Raw genomic sequence first — 18,646 nt, 5'->3', positions numbered from 1 at the left:
CTAAATATAATATTATGAAAGTACCTCTTTTAGCTTTTAATGACAAAGGAATTTACTGCCAGCAGGCCGATGTTTATCTCGATCCCTGGAAGCCGGTAAAAAATGCGATTATAACACATGGTCACTCTGATCATGCACGATGGGGAAATCAGAATTATATAACACATCATACCAATATTCCTATTATTCGTCATCGGTTAGGAGAAATAAATGTGACAGGAAAAGACTGGAACGAAACCTTTGTAATCAACAACGTAAAATTCTCATTGCATCCCGCCGGACATATTATCGGGAGTGCACAAATTCGGGTAGAATATAAAGGAGAAGTCTGGGTTTTTACAGGAGATTATAAAACAGAAGATGACGGAATTTCTGTTCCGTACGAAGTTGTAAAATGCCACACTTTTATAACCGAATGTACTTTTGGATTGCCCGCTTTTAACTGGACGCCGCAAGCCGAAGTTATTACAGAAATCAATAATTGGTGGGCAGAAAACAAAGCAGAAGGAAAAACTTCTATTCTTTTTGGATATTCCTTAGGAAAAGCACAGCGCCTTTTAAAATACCTTGATACAGATCTTGGAACAATATATACGCACGGCGCGATCGAAAATATGACCAATGTCGTGCGCCCGTTAATTAATCTTCCGCCAACAAAATTAGTTACGTACGAAACCAAAAAAGAAGATTTACTTGGTAATATTGTTCTCGCACCGCCAAGCGCACACGGAAGTACCTGGATCAGAAAAATGACGCCTTTCGTAACAGGTTCTGCAAGCGGATGGATGGCTTTTCGCGGAGCAAGGCGAAGACGCGCCATTGACAAAGGTTTTGTTTTAAGCGATCATTGCGATTGGTATTCTTTATTGGATAGCATAAAAGCAACCGGAGCAGAAAAAGTAATTTGCACACACGGTTATACGGATATTTTTTCTAAATATTTAAGAGAAATTGGTTACGATGCCAGAACCGAAAAAACGCAATACGAAGGCGAAACGGCAGAAATGGAAAAAGAAGTTGTAGAAAAAGAAATCCAGGAATGAAAAATTTTGCCCAACTCATAAAAACACTTGACAGTTCTAATAAAACGAACGTAAAAGTCGATGCGCTGACGATGTATTTTAAAAATGCATCGCCGGAAGATAAAGTATGGACCATTGCCATTCTTTCGCATCGTCGTCCGCCAAGACCTGTTAATACGACTTTATTGCGTCTTTGGGCAAATGAACTGGCAAATATTCCGTTGTGGCTTTTTGAAGAAAGTTATCATATTGTTGGAGATTTAGCAGAAACAATTGCCTTGATAATTCCAACTACAAAAGAACATTCTGATAAAAGTTTAACTGAATATCTTCAGGAAATTATTGCTTTAAGAAGAAAAACAGATTCAGAAAAAAAGAAATATTTACACGAAAACTGGTTAGCACTCAATTATTACGAACGTTTTGTTTTTACCAAATTAATTACCGGAAGTTTAAGAATCGGCGTAAGTCAAAAATTAATGACAAGAGCTCTTTCTAAAGCAGAAGATGTTGACGAAGATGCGTTGGCTTATAAATTAATGGGAAATTGGGATCCGAATACAATCACTTTTCAGGAATTAATTTTAGACGAAAAAAGCAGCGATTATTTATCAAAACCATATCCGTTTTATTTGGCGTATCCTATTGAAGGTGAAGTCGACAATTTAGGAAATCCAGAAGATTGGTCTATAGAACACAAGTGGGACGGAATTCGTTCGCAGACCATTATCCGTGAAAACGAAATTTATGTCTGGTCAAGAGGCGAGGAGCTGGTAACCGATAAATATCCTGAGTTTCAATCTTTTGTTGGAATTATTCCGGACGGAACCGTTATTGATGCAGAAATTTTGGCTTTTACTGAAAATGAAATCGGAACTTTTAATGATTTGCAAACCAGAATCGGACGTAAAACAATATCAGCAAGTTTGCTCGAAAAAGTCCCGGTAATACTAAAAGCATATGATATTTTAGAATGGCAAGGTGAAGATATTCGACATTTACCTTATTCAGAAAGAAGATTATTATTAGAACAATTATACGATGCCATAAAAGATAAAACGCCACATTTTCAATTATCAGAAAGAGTTTTACTCCATTCCTGGGAAGACGTTGCAACGGAAAGAATGCGTGCCCGCGAAATGAAAAGCGAAGGTTTGATGTTAAAACGAAATGATTCGGCTTATTTGGTAGGAAGAAAAAAAGGCGATTGGTGGAAATGGAAAATAGAACCTCTCGTAATCGATGCCGTTTTAACCTACGCCATGCGAGGTCACGGGCGACGTTCGAACTTATTTACCGATTATACTTTTGCGCTTTGGCAAACAAATGACAACGGCGAAAAAGAACTAGTGACTTTCGCAAAAGCGTATTCCGGTTTAACCGATGCCGAATTTAGAAAAGTAGATGATTTTATAAAGAAAAACACTTTAGAACGATTTGGTCCGGTTCGAAGCGTTACGCCACAATTGGTTTTTGAAATTGGATTTGAAGGAATCGCACTTTCAAAAAGACATAAAAGCGGCGTTGCAACACGTTTTCCAAGAATTTTGAGATGGCGACATGATAAAAAAATCGACGAAGCAAATTCTATTGAAGATCTAAAAAGTATGATTTCGTAATAATAGATAATTAAGAAATATCAAAAACAATCTGCCAAATCTGCCAGATGTGCGTAAAAAATTATAGCACGCAGATTTAGCAGATTTAGCGGATTTATAAAGCACGATTAACAAATGAACAGAGATGAACTATATAACATTGCAGAAAAATGGTTTCAGGATCAGGGGTGGAAACCTTTTCCGTTTCAAACCCAAACCTGGACATCATTTCTGCAAGGCAAAAATGGTTTGTTGAACGCGCCAACAGGAAGCGGAAAAACCTATGCATTATGGTTTCCGATAGTTCTTGATTACATCAAAAAAAATCCCGATTATAAAACCAAGCACAAACCCGGATTAAAAGCCATTTGGATTACGCCTTTGCGAGCACTTTCGGTAGAAATAAAACAAGCGGCCGAAAGAATTGTCGAAGATTTAGATTTGCCGTTGACCGTCGGAATTCGTTCCGGAGACACTTCGCAAAGCGAAAGAACAAAGCAAAGCAAAAGAATGCCGGATTTGCTTATTACAACACCCGAAAGTTTGCAGCTTCTTTTAGCAACTAAAGAATATGCAAAAGTTTTTGCAAATTGTTCCGCAATTGTTGTTGACGAATGGCATGAATTATTAGGTACAAAACGCGGTGTTCAAATGGAATTGGGTTTATCCAGATTAAAAACAATTGCACCAAAAATGCGTATTTGGGGAATATCAGCCACTATAGGAAATCTCGAATTAGCACAGCAGGTATTATTAGGATTAAATCCTGAGGCTTATAATAATTCGGTTTTAATAAAAGCGAATATCAACAAGAAGATAAAAGTAGTTTCTATTATTCCGGAAAAAATGGATACTTATCCGTGGCGCGGACATATGGGTTTGCATTTAATTGATGAGGTCGCTAAGATTATCAGAAACAATAAAACCACTTTGATTTTTACAAATGTGCGTTCTTCCTGCGAAATGTGGTATCAGGCAATTCTGGAAAAATATCCTGAATTTGCCGGAGAAATGGCCATGCATCACGGAAGTATCAGTAGAGAAATCAGGCAATGGGTCGAAAACGCGATTCGAAACGAAGAACTAAAAGTAGTCGTTTGTACATCAAGCCTGGATTTAGGCGTCGATTTTGTACCTGTTGAAAGTATTATTCAGGTGGGCGGACCAAAAGGTGTTGCACGTTTTCTGCAAAGAGCCGGAAGAAGCGGACATCAGCCCGGAAAAGAAAGCGTGATTTATTTTCTGGCAACACATGCGATGGAATTAATAGAAGCTTCGGCATTAAAAAAAGCGGTTAATAGAAATATTGTTGAAGACCGAATCCCGTATCTGAATAGTTGGGATGTTCTGGTGCAATACCTTAATACTTTGGCTGTTTCTGACGGATTTTTTCCAGATGATATTTACGAAGAAGTAAAAAATACATTCTGTTACCAGAATATTACAAAAGAAAACTGGAACTGGATTCTCAATTTTATTACTAACGGAAGTCAGAGTTTACAAGCGTACGACGAATTCAAAAAAGTAGAAATTGAAGCAGACGGACGCTTTAAGATAAATAGCAGGTTTATTGCCATGCATCACAGAATGCAAATAGGTACTATTGTAGGAGACGCTGCTCTCAACGTTAAGTTTTTAAGTGGAGGTTATATTGGTTCTATTGAAGAGTGGTTTGCCTCAAAACTACAACCGGGAGACGTTTTTACTTTTGCAGGAAAACGCCTTGAATTATTCCGCGTAAAAAATATGCAGGTTTTAGTGCGAAAGGCAGATCCTAAAAAAGCGTCAAAAGTAGTAAGCTGGATGGGCGGCCGAATGGCTTTGTCGGAACAAATGAGTGAATTGTTGCGGGAAGAATTATACGCCGCAAATACAGATAATTTAACTCCGGAATTAAAAGCATTACAACCCATTTTTAAAAGACAGCGAAAAGAAAGTATTGTTCCCGGAAACCATGAATTTTTAATCGAAACATTCAAAACCAGAGAAGGCTTTCATGCTGTTTTTTATCCTTTCGAAGGCAGATTTGTGCATGAAGCTTTGGCAAGTATTCTTTCGTATCGCATTAGTTTATTGTTTTCTATTACTTTTTCGCTTGCTTATAATGATTACGGATTCGAATTGCTTTCGGATCAGGAAATTGATATGCAGGCTATTTTTGATAATGATTTATTTTCATCAGAATATGTACATCACGATCTGCAAAAAAGCTTAAATTCGACAGAAATGGCGCGTAGAAAATTCAGGGATATTGCCGTAATTGCCGGTTTGGTTTTTACGGGAATGCCGGGCAAACCTGTTAAAACAAAACATTTGCAAAGTGGTTCTCAATTACTTTTTGAAGTTTTTAGAGATTATGAACCAGACAATTTATTGCTGCATCAGGCGTTTATAGAAACGTTTGAACATCAACTGGAAGAAGGGCGTTTGCTTCAGGCACTCGAAAGAATTAACAGGCAGACTATTGTCTGGAAACAATGTTTGAAACCAACGCCATTCAGTTTTCCTATAATTACAGACCGACTCAGAGAAAAATTATCAAGTGAAACATTGGCAGAAAGAATCAAAAAAATGACAGCCAGTTACATGAAATAATTCTGGACTGATTTTTGGATAAACATTTATATGAAAATAACAATAAACAATCAGGATTTTATTCTGCATCAATCTGGCGCTGCTTTTTGGGAAGAAAAAAAAATCCTTTTAATTTCTGATGTTCATTTAGGAAAAGTGGCGCATTTTAGAAAACACGGAATCGGAATTCCAAAAGATGCTATTTTTGAAAATTTTGCAAGATTAAATACGGTTTTAGAATTATTCAGTCCAATGACAATTGTTTTTTTGGGCGATTTATTTCACAGTAAAATCAATAATGAATGGAATTTTTTTTCAGAATGGACCAAACAGCATTCTCAGAAAATAATTTTAGTTGAAGGCAATCATGATATCATTTCAAAAGAAAACTATTCAGATTTGAATATTGAAATTTTTGCTGAATTAAGAATAGATAATTTTTTGCTGACACATCATCCTACAGAAAAAGAAGGTTTTTTTAATTGCTGCGGACACATTCATCCCGCAATACAATTAAGAGGATTAGGCAGACAGTTTTTGAGTTTATCTTGCTTTTTCAGAAAACCAAATCAGTTGATTTTTCCGGCTTTTGGTGAGTTTACGGGTAATTCTTATTTACTTCCAGCAGAAAATGACAAAGCATACGCGATTACAAAAGAAGGAATAATAGAAGTGGCAATAAATTAATTCAAGGCAAACGGAGCGCACATTCTAAAAGTCGGCACAATTACTTTGAATATTTTTGTAGTAGTAAAATTGATCATATTAAAATGACCCTTCATGGCACCGTAAGGAGACGACAATAAACAACCGGAACTATAGGTATGGTTTTCTCCAGGTTTTAAAACTGGTTTTTTACCAATAACTCCTTCTCCGTCAACAATTTCAATATCGTTTAAAGAATCAAATATATCCCAGTGACGAGAAGTTAATTGTACAGAATCTTTACTGTGATTTTCGATTGTAACGACGTAACTAAAGGCAAAATGAATCTTGTAGTTCTTGAAGTAAGTACCTTCAAAACTAGTTAAAACAGATATTTTTATACCTCGTGTTATCTGAGAGACCATACTAAAGCAGTATATATGTGTGTGTTATAATGGCAAACTTACAAAAAAAAATCCTTCGACCGAAATCCTTTAACAATGTTTTAATTGATGATATTTAAAGAGTTAGCATTTCCTTTCCCGATTATTCTCTGGTATCGATCTGAACTTTCTTTGTAATACACCAATATCGTATATTCATTTTCGGTTTGATAAAAGTTACCATCAATGGCATTTTCATAATCGATTACTCCTTTTTTATCCGCAATTTTATATTCAAAACTAGTAAATCCCTGTTTGATCATAACCGCTTTTTCGTATAATGCTTTATCTGAGTTGTAATCCATTTTGTATTCCGGAGAAAGGGCGTAGTTATTGAACATTCCCGTAATATAAATGTCTTTATTTAACCTGAAAGTCGGCGCCGAGAGACTAAAATAAACCCATGCATAATCTGCTTCAATTTCATTATTTGAAGCATTTACATTCTTTACTACAAAATTCCCGTTTACATCTTGGTATACCGTATAAATTTGATTGCCTCTTGCCTGATTTGTATAGAGATAAGAATTATAAATATCATTATTCGAACCCACTCTTCCCACATTATTGTTGGCTGCGCGAATGTCTTTATTCTCAAAATATAAAAATTCATTTCCTCCCCAAAATTGCGTTTCCTTATCGTATTTGTAAACCAATTGATTCCCGATTGTATATTGCGGCGGAATATTTTTAATGCTTGTGCTAAAATCGCCGTTTTGCAATAAAAGTATTTTTACATTTTGCAGCGGATTCTGAAAAACAATATCATTTGATAATACTGAAAAATCAAGGTTTTGTTTATAATCGATATTGGTAACGTTTCGGCTTCGTTTTACCTGAGCAGCAATGGTAGAATGATTTTCATATAAAATAAACTTTCTCGAAAAAACAACTTCTTTATCGTCATTCAGGATTCTGAGCATATAATTTCCTGAAATCCGTAATTGCGATGTAAACTGATTTGGAAAAGGCAGTCTGTAATGCGAAAAAACCTGAAGCGTATTAAAGGAATTAGAATAATCTGTAATTCTTTGATTATCAAAACCACGTACGTAATCTGTTTTCGGAATATCGGTTGGAATCCAGTTATAATCGCAATGAATAACTTCAAAATAATAGTTCGCTTCATTGCCAAATAAATCATCAAACTGAAATTCGAATGTATCGCCTAACTCAAATATAGGAACAACATTATTTCCATTTTGAATAAATGAAACAGTTTTGATGTTGTACGGAGGAATAACTTCGGTTTGTACTTCCTGGGCTGTCGCCGAAGTGAAAATGAAAAACAAAAGAAGGTTCGGAAACAAAAATTTTGACATCTTATTATTTTGTAAGATTGTAAATATAACAATTTATACAACGAAAAATAAGACAATTTATTGGTTTTAAAAACAATTTATTATGAACCCAAAATGTATTCCAGATTAACTTCGATTTCGTCGTTAACAAAACTTTCTTCTAAAAGCGAATCAGATAATAACTTTTTGTTTTCCTGCAGTTTGATTATTTTCTCTTCAACCGTATTTTTCGAAATAAACCGGATCACATTTACTTTATTCAATTGACCAATTCGGTGTGCTCGTCCAACTCCTTGTTTTTCAGCAAAAGGATTCCACCACGGATCCAGAAATAAAACATAAGAAGCTTTTGTAATATTCAACCCAACGCCACCCGCTTTAAGCGAAATAAAAAATAACAGCGGTTCTTCGTTTTCCTGAAAGAGTTTTACCTGTTGTTCTCTTTTGCTCGCTGGAGTTTCACCAGTAATTTCACAAAATTTTATTTTATTTTCGTTACACCAATCCGTATAAAAATTTAAATTCGTGACAAACGAACTAAAAATAATAGTCTTTTGTTTTCCTTTTACTAAAGTTTCCAGATAATTAGTAACGGCAATATATTTTCCCGAATCAATTTCCGATTCCTGATCGACCATTTTCGGGTGATTACTCAACTGTCTTAACTTCATCAAAGTGTTGATAATACTAATTTTGTCACGACCGGATCCATCGGTTTTCAGTAAAAAATTACGTGCTTTTGATTTTTCCTGCTCATATAATTTTTCCTGTTCAGGATCCATATCGCAATAGTAAATCTGCTCTGTTAATTCTGGCAAATCTTTTAAAACCTGTTCTTTGGTTCTCCTTAAAATATAAGGCTGAACCAGATTTTTTAGTTCAGTTAAACTATTCTCGTCTTGTTTTTTCTCGATCGGGTTTTTAAAATTTTCTACAAAAAAAATATAAGTGCCCAAAATATCCGGATTTATAAATTGCATTTGCGACCATAAATCATCAAGTGAATTTTCTATAGGCGTACCACTTAAGGCAATTTTATGTTCCGTATTTATTTTATTAATCGCTTTGAAAATTTTAGAATTCTTGTTTTTGATGTATTGACTTTCGTCTAAAATTAAATAACGAAAATTATATTTTTCTAAAATTGAAATATCACGATGAACGATGCTATAGCTCGTAAAAATTAAATCAGATGATTCCAGCATGCTTGCTAATAATTTTCTGTCGTTACCCACATATTGCATTTTCGAAAAATGTGGCGTAAATTTTGCGGCTTCATTATACCAGTTAAAAACCAATGAAGAAGGTAAAACAATCAATGTTTTTAAAGGTTCTCTTTCTATAGTGGTTTCATTTTGAAACAAATCAAAATTGGTAGTTTTAGTCGTAAATCCTAATTGTTCCTGAACGGCAACCAAAACAGCCAAAGTTTGTAAAGTCTTACCAAGTCCCATATCATCAGCCAGACAAGCACCTAAATTCGAGTTAAAATGACCCAAAAGCCATTTTACGCCATCAATTTGGTATGGCCTTAAAGTTGCTTTTAGCAAATCTGTAGGGACATATTCGGCTTTGTAAATTTGCTCTACATCACTTTTGATTTCCGGAATCGCGTCTAAAGCAGCAAAATTATTTTTACGCAAAAGAAGATTTCCGTTTTCTGTGTTGGCCAATTTTGCCAACGAACTATATTTACTGAGCCATTCTAAAGGAATCAAAAAATAATTTCCGTCTGGCAATAAAAAGAGTCTTTCTTTGCTTTTTATGTTCGGAACAATTTCACTAAAATTAATAGTATAAACTCCAATTTTGATAATTATTTTAATGTCAAACCAATCGCCTGTTGTTTCTTTTGAAGCAAAAACACTATGATTTTCCGTGATGATTTCTTTGCTTTCCAGTTTTAAATTCTGGATAGTAAAACCTAAACTTTCAAGTTCTTCTTTACGATCCATAACCACTTGGATATTGATGTAAGGATCATTGATTTCTGATTCAGAATTCAATCCAAACAATTCATTTTTGATTTTTATGAAGCCAATTTTATTTAATTTTTCTGTATATAAAATTTCATCAGCACTTCGCTTAAACTGAATTATTTTGGGCTCATTGGCAATGCTAAAATCAACAAACGAATGTATTTTCTTCGTTTTACTGGCGTCAAATGTATAACCGTTATAATCAAAATAAAGGTTGAGGTAATAACAGTTTTTAAAGAAATCATAAACAGGCTGAATCGTGCATGAAATAATTTTATCACGAAGCTCAATCTCAAATCCTGTTGCTTCAATATCAATTTTTTTAGCTATTTCAGGAATGAAATTCTTAAAATAATTATCAACTAATTTTGAAGGTATTTCGATTGATTTTTTCTTTAAAAAAGGAGAAAGTTTTTTCGAATTAAGCGCTGTTAACTGCCCTAATTTTTTATTGATAATTAACCAGCCAGGTTCATCCAAAAGAACTTCAATGCTGTTATTCATCGGTAAAAATGTAGTTTCGTTTTCTTTTAACGATAGAGTGTAGGTAATGCCGGCGGTGTGTTTGTCAAATTGAATTTGAGGTTCAAAATAAAGCAGATCTGTATTGACTCTGGAACGATAAAAGTCTTTTTGGGCTCCCATATTAATCGACAGCGGAAATTGTTCTTGTACAATTAAAGTGTAAAAGGAATTTAAATTAAGCTGCAAATGCTGGCGAATCGCAAAATCAATTTTAGAATCTTTTTGTAAATCAGCAATTGTTTTTGCCGATTTGATTTTTGCGCTGAATTTTTTGAAAATAAAATCAGGTTTTAAAGATTCGCAAATTGTCAGTATTTTTTTTGCATTAGAATCTAAGTTTTCAAAAATAAGTCCAAAACTTTCAAGCACATCTTTGCTTGCTTTTTTATTTAAATATTTAATTTCATCCGTATTCTCAACGATATAAGATGTTGGAATATAAACATTCAGATTTTTTTCAAAACTGATGTCAAAGCAAAATTGAAATGATTTTGAAGGTTCCAAGAGTAGGGATTTGGTTTGGTTGTAATTTGGGAAGTGGTCTAAATTTAAAAAGTTTCCAAATTATTACTATTTGAAAACTTTTTAAATGAATTGATATTATTTATATGTAAAAAAACTGTTTAGTTTTCCGGTTTAAAACATAGCGGAATAATTTCTCCTTTTGCCAAACAATATTTTTCTACTAATTCGGGTGTAATTTTATTGGTGTAATCTTCTTCGATAACAATAAAACCAATGCTTCTTAATTTGTCAAAATAATCTCTTCCGTAAATACGAACGTGATCGTACTGACCAAATATTTTAGCGCGCTCTTTTTGATCTGTAATCGAATCATCGGCAAAAGTTACGGCTCTTGATAAATCTTGTGGGATTTGAAGGATTGCCATTCCGCCTGGTTTTAAAACGCGAAATAATTCCTGCATCGCTTTTGCATCATCCGGAATATGCTCTAAAACGTGATTGCATAAAATAACGTCATATTCGTTGTCTTTGAAAGGTAAATTGCAAATATCTGCTTTTACATCTGCCAAAGGCGAAAATAAGTCGGTTGTAGTGTAATCAAGGTTTTTCTGCTTGCGGAATAATTTATAAAAGGCTTGTTCCGGAGCAAAGTGAAGTACTTTTTTGGGCGCAGTAAAAAAATCAGTCTGATCGTTTAAATACAACCAAAGTAAACGGTGTCTTTCTAAAGATAAAGTACTTGGCGAAAGCACGTTATTACGTTGTTTTCCGTATCCGTAAGGCAGAAACGATTTAAAACTTTTTCCGTCAATAGGATCAGTAAATTTGTCGCCTCTTAATGATAAAGCCAAAATCGGGCGCGCCACATAACTCAAACGAATTAATAATGGACGAGGAATTGTATTAAGTACTAATTTGAAAAGTTTTTTCACGGTTTAATAGATTTGAACACGAATTTCACAAATTAACACGGATTAATGTAGTTGCGAAAATTTCACGAACCTTGATTTGGGTTTAAAGTATTATTCTTTTATATTTTAGGCTGTCTTCTCCAAAATTAACTAGTAAACCTAGTTTGTTTTTCGATGCTGCCAGATAATTTAATGTTTGTTTAATTTCACTACTTGTTAGAGTTGCGATTGCTTTCAACTCTAAAATGATTTCATTGAAAATCACAAAATCTGCAAAATAGTAACTTGATAATATAATGTCTTTATAAGCAATATTATATTTTAATTCTCTATTGTAAGGAATTTCATTTTTTTGAAATTCATATTCTAATGCATCACCATAAACTTTTTCACTATGTCCTTTCCCTAATATTTTATGGACTTCCATACAGATTCCTATAATTTTATAAGATTCTTCTTTTAAATACAACTCATTCAGCATCATCAATCAGTGAAATTTTTAGCAATATATTAATTCGTGCAAATTTGTGAAATCCGTGTTTATAAAACTAAAGGCACTTGTCTAAATTCATCTTCTTCATTGCTTTCGATTCCTAAGGCTTTGTAGATGTAATAAAAAGTCGATAAAATTTCTGGTTTTCCGTCTATCAGGGCAACGTCGTGTTCAAAGTGGGCACTTGGTTTTCCGTCAGCAGTTGTAATTGTCCAGCCGTCTTTATGTTGTTTGATGTTTCTTGTTCCCATATTAATCATAGGTTCGATGGCAACCACCATTCCTTCAACAAAAAGTTTCCCGCGACCACGTTTTCCGTAGTTTGGCATTTCAGGTTCTTCGTGCATTTTTTGTCCTAAACCATGACCAACTAATTCACGAACAACGCCGTAACCGTGAGATTCTGTATATTTTTGAATCGCATTTCCAACATCTTCAACGCGATTTCCAGCTTTAAATTCTCTGATTCCCACGTAAAGAGATTCTTTAGTTACCTGTAAAAGCTTTTTAGTTTCAGGAGCAACATCTCCAATTTCAAAACTATAAGCATGATCACCGTGATATCCATTTTTAAATGCACCACAATCTACAGAGATAACATCACCACTTTTTAAAGGCGTATTATTAGGTATTCCGTGTACAACTTGTGAGTTTGGACTCATACAAAGTGAATTAGGAAAATCATATAAACCAAGAAAACTAGGAACTGCACCGTGGTCACGAATAAATTCCTCGGCTAATTTGTCAAGATATAATGTGGTAACTCCTTCTTTAATTTCAGAAGCAATCATTCCTAATGTTTTAGATACGATTAAGGCACTTTCGCGCATTAACTCGATTTCTTCACGTGATTTTACTATAATCATAATTTCGGATTTTCAGTTGGCAAAAGTACGATTTTAATATTGTTTTTTATCTAAATTTTTTCGCCGTCAATTATTTTTTTTCGCCACGAATTCACGAATTTTCTTAAAAATATTTAATGACTTAAAATTAAATATCTAGTATTCGAGAAATTAACATTCCGATATAATTTGTGTTGATTCGTGAAATTCGTGGCGAATGTACAACGAATAACAATCGCCTTTTTCGCATGTTTGACAGAAAAACCGTAAATTAGTTATAGTTAAAACTAATAAATTATGGAAACGTCTATCGATCAGGAAAATATATCCAAAAAGAAAGCTTTAAATAAAATGAAAGGGAGTGCGTTGTCTCTTTTAGGTGTTGCGGTACTTCTTTTTATAATTGCTATTTATTTTAAAATTCCGATGCTGCAGGCTTTTAGCGAAGCTGCAATGGTGGGCGGAATTGCCGATTGGTTTGCAGTTGTAGCATTATTTCGTCATCCGTTAGGAATCCCAATTTGGCATACGGCAATTATTCCAACCAAAAAAAATGAAATTGGTGAAAACCTCGGGAATTTTGTTTCGGAAGAATTCCTGAATCGGGAAAAACTGGAAATTAAACTGGAAGAATTCAATTTCGCCACAAAAGCTTCAGAATGGTTGTCGCAACAAGAAAACGCCAATAAAATTGCCAATTTGGTTGCCGTAAATATTATTCCGGGAATTTTAAAAACGATAAAAGACGAGGATATAAAACGATTTATTCAGGTTCAATTTAAAGAAAAACTAGAAGCTATAAATTTTGGAGATTGGGTTGCATTGGCTTTAGAACCTTTGCAAAAAGGAAATGTAAAAGACGAACTGCTAACTAATATCCTGGAAGTTTTAAGCGGAGAATTGAGTAATAATAAAGATTTGATTCGGAAAAAAGTAAAAGAATCAACACCATTTTTGAGTTTTGGCTTAGCCGATAAAAGTATTTCAGAAGGTATTTTTAATGGATTGCAAGAGTTTTTGGATGAAGCCAAAAAACCGGAAAGTGAAATCAGAATTAAAATAGATGAATACGTTTATAATTTTCTGGATAAGGTTAAAAACTCTGAAGAAATGAGAATAAAAATCAATACTATGATTTTGGGTTTTGCCGGTAAAAAAGAAGTTCAGGATTATATTAACGGAATTTGGGACGAAATAAAATTGTCGATTACAAACGATTTGGATAAAGGTGATGAATCGTCTATTAAAAATAGTATTTCAGGTTTAATTCAAACTTTCGGAAACGGAATCAAAGAAGATTCGGTAATGATCGACAAAATAAATAATTTCATTAAGAACGATTTACTTTCTATTCTTTTAAATAATAAAAAAGTAATTGGAGATTTGATTTCTTCTACCGTAAAAAGCTGGGACGGAAAAGAAGTTTCTGAAAAACTGGAATTAGAAATAGGAAAAGATCTTCAATACATCAGAATCAACGGAACTTTGGTTGGAGGACTTATTGGTATTATAATCTATTGCGTTGAATGGACGTATCATTATTTTATAGTTTGATACCGTTTGATTTTGTGTCAGGCTGAGCGGAGTGGAAACCCTCGTTTTAATTGTAGTGCTGCCCTTCGACTTCGCTCAGGGTGACAGTAGGAAAAACAAAAAGAGACAAATTATAAAACTTGTCTCTTTTTTTTATTTCAATAAAATGATTTCTACAATAACGAATGACAAGTCATTGCGTTTGGCTGCTGAACTCCCATAAGTTCTAAAATAGTAGGAGCGATGTCGCCAAGAACACCATTTTGAATATTTTTTAATTCTTTGTCAACCAAAATAATCGGCACAGGATTCGTTGTATGTGCTGTATTTGGGCTTCCGTCAGGATTAATCATGGTTTCGCAATTTCCGTGATCGGCAATTACAATTGTTGTATAATCGTTTGCCAAAGCAGCTTCAATAACTTGTTTTACGCAAGCATCAACAGCTTCACATGCTTTAATTGCAGCACTCATGATTCCGGTATGACCTACCATATCTCCGTTTGCAAAGTTTAGACAAACAAAATCAACCTCTTTTTTATTCAGTTCAGGAACAAGAGCAGCAGTAAGTTCAAAAGCACTCATTTCTGGCTGTAAATCGTAAGTTGCTACTTTTGGGGAATTTCTTAAAATACGGGATTCGCCTTCAAAAGGAGTTTCTCGACCACCGGAAAAGAAAAACGTTACGTGCGGATATTTCTCAGTTTCTGCAATACGAATTTGTTTTTTGCCCGCTTTTTCTAAAACTTCACCAAGAGTTTCGGTAATATTATCTTTATTGTAAACCACTTTTACGTTTTGGTACGTTTCGTCGTAGTTTGTAAGTGTTACATAATACAAGTTTAACTTGTGCATATTTTGTTCGTGAAAATCTTGTTGCGAAAGTGCTTCGGTAAGTTCACGACCTCTGTCTGTTCTGAAATTAAAGAAAATCACAACATCGCCTTCAACAATTGTTGCCAATGGTTTTTCCTGCTCATCAACCATTACGATTGGCGCAATAAACTCATCCGTAACATCATGTGCATAACTGTCAAGAATACTTGCAACTGCATTTTTTGATGGTGTTCCAACCGCATTTACAACTAAATCGTAAGCTAGTTTAACACGTTCCCAGCGTTTGTCACGATCCATTGCGTAATAACGGCCAATGATCGAAGCAATTTTTACCGGAGTATCTTTAATATGTTCTTCTAAATCGTGAATGTATTTTGCTCCTGATTTCGGGTCAACGTCACGGCCATCTGTAAAAGCGTGAACATAAACCTGGTCTAAACCATATTGCTGAGATGCATCGATTAATCCGCGTAAGTGCGAAGTATGCGAGTGAACTCCACCATCAGAAACTAATCCTAAAAAGTGTACTTTTTTATTGTTTTCTTTAGCATACGTAAAAGCGTCAACAAGTACTTGTTCTTTGGCAAGGGTTTGGTGCGCTACGGCTAAATTTATTTTGGCTAAATCCTGATATACGATTCTTCCCGCGCCAAGGTTCATGTGACCAACTTCACTATTTCCCATTTGGCCTTCAGGTAAACCAACATTTAATCCGTCAGTACGAAGTTGTGCGTTTGGGTAATTTTTGTAAAGACTGTTTATAAAAGGAACATTTGCATTGTCTATTGCCGATACTTTAGGGTCAGGAGATTTTCCCCAACCGTCTAAAATCATAAGGATTACTTTTTTGTTCATCATTCTTGTTTTTTACAAAGATAAACCATTTATAAAACGTAAAAGAAAGCTTTATGACAAATTATGTTTAATAAAATGAAGCGTATTAAAAAATAGTAATTTAATTAAAGAAGGCTTTATTTTTTAAAATTAATTCACGCTATGCCTTGTTTCTAAGCTTATTTTTGACGGCATTATAGTCAATAAAATATTTGACACTTATCGAAAAAATGTGTTTTAAGGCGTCATTATTCAATAGTCCGGTAACATTATCGCGAAACTGCTTGTCAATAATACGTTCAAAGTTTGAAGCATTATTTCGATATAAAACCGAAAGCTGGCTTCCGGGAGCAAACCACCAGGAATAAGATAAATCTGCATTCCAGGAATAAAAGCTTGAATTTTTATTTTCAGTATATTGGGGATAAGGTGTTAAAGTTCCGTTTTGCTGAAGTTCAAGAATGTCTTTGTTTTCGGCGTAAGACCAATATTGACGGATGGACAAATTAAGGGTCATAGCACTATTGATCGCATATTTTCCACCTAAAGTATTTGAATATGTAATTACATTTCTATTAGCAAAAACAATAGTTTCAGGCGTATTTTCATTGTCGTCATTGTCAACACTATCTATATAACCTTTATTGTTGTTTTTTCTAAGAAAGCTAAAAGTATACGTCAATAAAAGTTTGTCGTTAAAACGGTATCTCGGACCAATATCGCATCCATAAGCAATTCTTCCTGATTCATCCGCAATCGAAATGGACGGATTTAAATCTATAGCAAATTTATGATTGTAATTGGTTGAAACACTTCCCCAAAATTCCATTCTTCGGGGAATAGCAACATATCGATTTTCAGCTCTTGGTTCGTAATAATCATAAGATTCTAATGGGTAAATTGTTGTTCCCATTCCGTAATAATTGTTTTTTACGGTGGTCAGATTAACTTCGGCACTGATTTTATTGTCTTGTAATTTTCCGGATTCCTTATTGAATTCGGTATACATATTATAATCAATCTTAAAGCTGTTAAAAAGCTTTGTTGGATTTAAAATCCTATAATTTGCATTGCCGTAAAAATTATAATAATTGGTGTAGAAGTTTATGCCCAGATCATTTGGATCAAAATCTTTCGAAACAAAATCTGTTCCCAGATTATATCGATAATTACCGCTTGTTTCGGCAAAGCCAAAAGTCGAATAAAAACCATTTTTGTCTTCGATATCATTAATAATACTATATTTTACATTTCCGGATAAATTATAAGTATTTGCTTTTGTATTTAAATCCCAGGCCAAACCAGAAACATTGGCATCTCTAAAATGACCATTTCTGATAACATTTGTATTGATAAGTGTAACGGAAGAATTTTTGCGAAAGCGCTGATCTAGAACCAATACATTATAATTAGTGAGAGGTTCTACAATAGTGCGTCTGTTTTCTCCGGAAATAGTATCCTGAATCGTTGCGAAAGTTTTTTCGGTAACTGCATTTAAAACACCAATTCCTAATCCGTTTTTAGTTCTTCCGGAAACTTTTAAGGCGTTAATAAGATTTACATTTTGCACATTTTCAATGATTTTCTCATTGTCGTTTAAATCAGGATCAATCGAAGGTTTTCCTCCAATTCTTCGGGAATAAAACATATTTCCTTTGTTGAACAAATCAGTTCCTTCTGTAAAAAAGGCTCTGTTTTCATTAAACTGCTGTTCAAACGGACCTAAATTCAAAATCTGATCATCGTATTTTGTTTGTCCAAAATCAGGAATCAAAATTGCATCAAGCGTAAAAGCATCGTTAATTCCGTATTTAATATCCATTCCGCCTTTAAGCGTACCATACGTTTTTTGGCTATCAGCCGCATTTAAATAATAGGACGCATACGGCATTAAAAACAATCGGGTAGGAGGTTTGATATTTTCAATTCCGTCTAAATTTCCGTTTTGTTGTGTAAAAGTTCCTATTTTGGTATCAATCAAACTCCAGGTATATTTTTTACGTTCGCGTTTTACTTCCCTGAAAAAATTAATTCCCCATGTTTGTTTGTTTTCTCCTGAAAATCTTAAAGCAGCATACGGAATTTTGATTTCTACAATCCAGCCTTTATCGGTTATTCTTGCCTTACTTATCCAAACCGCATCCCAGGAATAATCCTCGCCAATTGCATCCGTCATAATACAATCGCCCTGAACATCTGCTGCCGATACAAAAAACTCAAAATTTTGCTGACCGTCGTTAAAACCATTTATAAAAACACCAAAAATATCAGCTGTTCCAAAATTATCACGCTGCGAAATTTCCTTTAAGATCTTGTTAGGTTCATTATCATACATCATGGCGCCAATATAAATCGCGTCATTATTATACAACACTTTGATATCTGTTTTTTGAGTTTCCGGAATTGGTTTGCCGTTATCAGGCTCAAACATTATAAAGTCTGTGGCTATTGAAGCGTTTTCCCATGCAGCCTCGTCTAATTTTCCGTCAATGAAAATAGATTGAGAAATAGGCTGAGCCTGCAATGTTTTCTTTTGGCTATAACAAAAGGATACGCATAAAAGAAAACTAAAAAAAACTATTTTTTTCATTTTAAATAATGAAGTATGAAATCCATCAATAATATAGACAACAATATGTGTT

The 18,646-nt window shown here is 34.1% G+C and carries 13 protein-coding genes; 5 read left to right on the top strand and 8 right to left on the bottom strand.

Annotated features, from left to right (window positions below; translation table 11 throughout):
• Positions 1–14: 14 nt before the first annotated feature.
• The 4 genes from ACZ0AH_RS19600 (at position 15) to pdeM (ending at position 5,881) form a co-directional block, all read left to right on the top strand.
• On the top strand, positions 15–1,043 hold the full coding sequence (locus tag ACZ0AH_RS19600; RefSeq protein ID WP_463477446.1) for a ligase-associated DNA damage response exonuclease: 1,029 nt from the start codon (positions 15–17) through the stop codon (positions 1,041–1,043).
• Positions 1,040–2,641, top strand: a complete 1,602-nt coding sequence (locus ACZ0AH_RS19595) for an ATP-dependent DNA ligase (protein WP_463477445.1) — start codon at positions 1,040–1,042, stop codon at positions 2,639–2,641. The genes ACZ0AH_RS19600 and ACZ0AH_RS19595 overlap by 4 nt, the downstream gene beginning before the upstream one ends.
• 114 nt (positions 2,642–2,755) lie before the next feature.
• Complete coding sequence (locus tag ACZ0AH_RS19590) at positions 2,756–5,215, top strand: ligase-associated DNA damage response DEXH box helicase (RefSeq protein ID WP_463477444.1); 2,460 nt, start codon at positions 2,756–2,758, stop codon at positions 5,213–5,215.
• A gap of 30 nt (positions 5,216–5,245) precedes the next feature.
• On the top strand, positions 5,246–5,881 hold the full coding sequence (gene pdeM, locus ACZ0AH_RS19585) for a ligase-associated DNA damage response endonuclease PdeM (protein ID WP_463477443.1): 636 nt from the start codon (positions 5,246–5,248) through the stop codon (positions 5,879–5,881).
• Here the strand turns inward: pdeM and apaG are convergent.
• The 6 genes from apaG to map all read right to left on the bottom strand — a co-directional run bounded on the left by apaG (position 5,878) and on the right by map (position 12,822).
• On the bottom strand, positions 5,878–6,264 hold the full coding sequence (gene apaG, locus ACZ0AH_RS19580) for a Co2+/Mg2+ efflux protein ApaG (protein ID WP_463477442.1): 387 nt from the start codon (positions 6,262–6,264) through the stop codon (positions 5,878–5,880). The two genes, pdeM and apaG, sit on opposite strands and share 4 nt — an antisense overlap.
• Before the next feature lie 80 nt (positions 6,265–6,344).
• Entirely contained in the window at positions 6,345–7,604 is a 1,260-nt protein-coding gene (locus ACZ0AH_RS19575) for a type IX secretion system plug protein (RefSeq protein ID WP_463477441.1), read from the bottom strand.
• Between the two features lie 80 nt (positions 7,605–7,684).
• A complete protein-coding gene (locus tag ACZ0AH_RS19570) occupies positions 7,685–10,591 on the bottom strand; it encodes a DEAD/DEAH box helicase (protein ID WP_463477440.1) in 2,907 nt (968 codons plus the stop codon).
• A 119-nt stretch (positions 10,592–10,710) separates the two neighbouring features.
• The gene (locus ACZ0AH_RS19565) at positions 10,711–11,484 is read right to left on the bottom strand and encodes a class I SAM-dependent methyltransferase (RefSeq protein WP_463477439.1); all 774 of its coding nucleotides are present in this window, start codon (positions 11,482–11,484) and stop codon (positions 10,711–10,713) included.
• An 82-nt stretch (positions 11,485–11,566) separates the two neighbouring features.
• Positions 11,567–11,944 carry a GxxExxY protein gene (locus ACZ0AH_RS19560; RefSeq protein ID WP_463478123.1) on the bottom strand — a complete coding sequence of 126 codons (378 nt, stop codon included), beginning with the start codon at positions 11,942–11,944 and terminating at the stop codon, positions 11,567–11,569.
• A 59-nt stretch (positions 11,945–12,003) separates the two neighbouring features.
• Positions 12,004–12,822 (bottom strand): type I methionyl aminopeptidase, encoded by an 819-nt coding sequence (gene map, locus ACZ0AH_RS19555; RefSeq protein WP_463477438.1) that lies wholly within the window; start codon positions 12,820–12,822, stop codon positions 12,004–12,006.
• 276 nt (positions 12,823–13,098) lie between these two features.
• Between map and ACZ0AH_RS19550 the strand changes: the two genes are divergently transcribed.
• On the top strand, positions 13,099–14,355 hold the full coding sequence (locus ACZ0AH_RS19550; RefSeq protein ID WP_463477437.1) for a DUF445 domain-containing protein: 1,257 nt from the start codon (positions 13,099–13,101) through the stop codon (positions 14,353–14,355).
• A gap of 152 nt (positions 14,356–14,507) precedes the next feature.
• Here the strand turns inward: ACZ0AH_RS19550 and gpmI are convergent, their stop codons facing one another.
• Together gpmI and ACZ0AH_RS19540 are read right to left on the bottom strand one after the other, a co-directional pair.
• Positions 14,508–16,025 (bottom strand): 2,3-bisphosphoglycerate-independent phosphoglycerate mutase, encoded by a 1,518-nt coding sequence (gene gpmI, locus ACZ0AH_RS19545; protein ID WP_463478122.1) that lies wholly within the window; start codon positions 16,023–16,025, stop codon positions 14,508–14,510.
• Between the two features lie 139 nt (positions 16,026–16,164).
• A complete protein-coding gene (locus ACZ0AH_RS19540) occupies positions 16,165–18,594 on the bottom strand; it encodes a DUF5916 domain-containing protein (RefSeq protein ID WP_463477436.1) in 2,430 nt (809 codons plus the stop codon).
• Between the last annotated feature and the right edge of the window lie 52 nt (positions 18,595–18,646).

The organism is Flavobacterium sp. AC105 (assembly GCF_979258495.1).
Note: the sequence above shows the minus strand (reverse complement) of the source record. Positions and strands in the feature narration are given on the sequence as shown.

Bases quoted from the DNA above. Each gene is read 5' to 3' on its own strand.
- ACZ0AH_RS19595 (WP_463477445.1), top strand. From the start codon at position 1,040: ATGAAAAATTTTGCCCAACTCATAAAAACACTTGACAGTTCTAATAAA.
- ACZ0AH_RS19590 (WP_463477444.1), top strand. From the start codon at position 2,756: ATGAACAGAGATGAACTATATAACATTGCAGAAAAATGGTTTCAGGAT.
- gpmI (WP_463478122.1), bottom strand. From the start codon at position 16,025: ATGAACAAAAAAGTAATCCTTATGATTTTAGACGGTTGGGGAAAATCT.
- apaG (WP_463477442.1), bottom strand. From the start codon at position 6,264: ATGGTCTCTCAGATAACACGAGGTATAAAAATATCTGTTTTAACTAGT.
- ACZ0AH_RS19600 (WP_463477446.1), top strand. From the start codon at position 15: ATGAAAGTACCTCTTTTAGCTTTTAATGACAAAGGAATTTACTGCCAG.
- map (WP_463477438.1), bottom strand. From the start codon at position 12,822: ATGATTATAGTAAAATCACGTGAAGAAATCGAGTTAATGCGCGAAAGT.
- ACZ0AH_RS19540 (WP_463477436.1), bottom strand. From the start codon at position 18,594: ATGAAAAAAATAGTTTTTTTTAGTTTTCTTTTATGCGTATCCTTTTGT.
- pdeM (WP_463477443.1), top strand. From the start codon at position 5,246: ATGAAAATAACAATAAACAATCAGGATTTTATTCTGCATCAATCTGGC.
- ACZ0AH_RS19560 (WP_463478123.1), bottom strand. From the start codon at position 11,944: ATGCTGAATGAGTTGTATTTAAAAGAAGAATCTTATAAAATTATAGGA.
- ACZ0AH_RS19550 (WP_463477437.1), top strand. From the start codon at position 13,099: ATGGAAACGTCTATCGATCAGGAAAATATATCCAAAAAGAAAGCTTTA.
- ACZ0AH_RS19575 (WP_463477441.1), bottom strand. From the start codon at position 7,604: ATGTCAAAATTTTTGTTTCCGAACCTTCTTTTGTTTTTCATTTTCACT.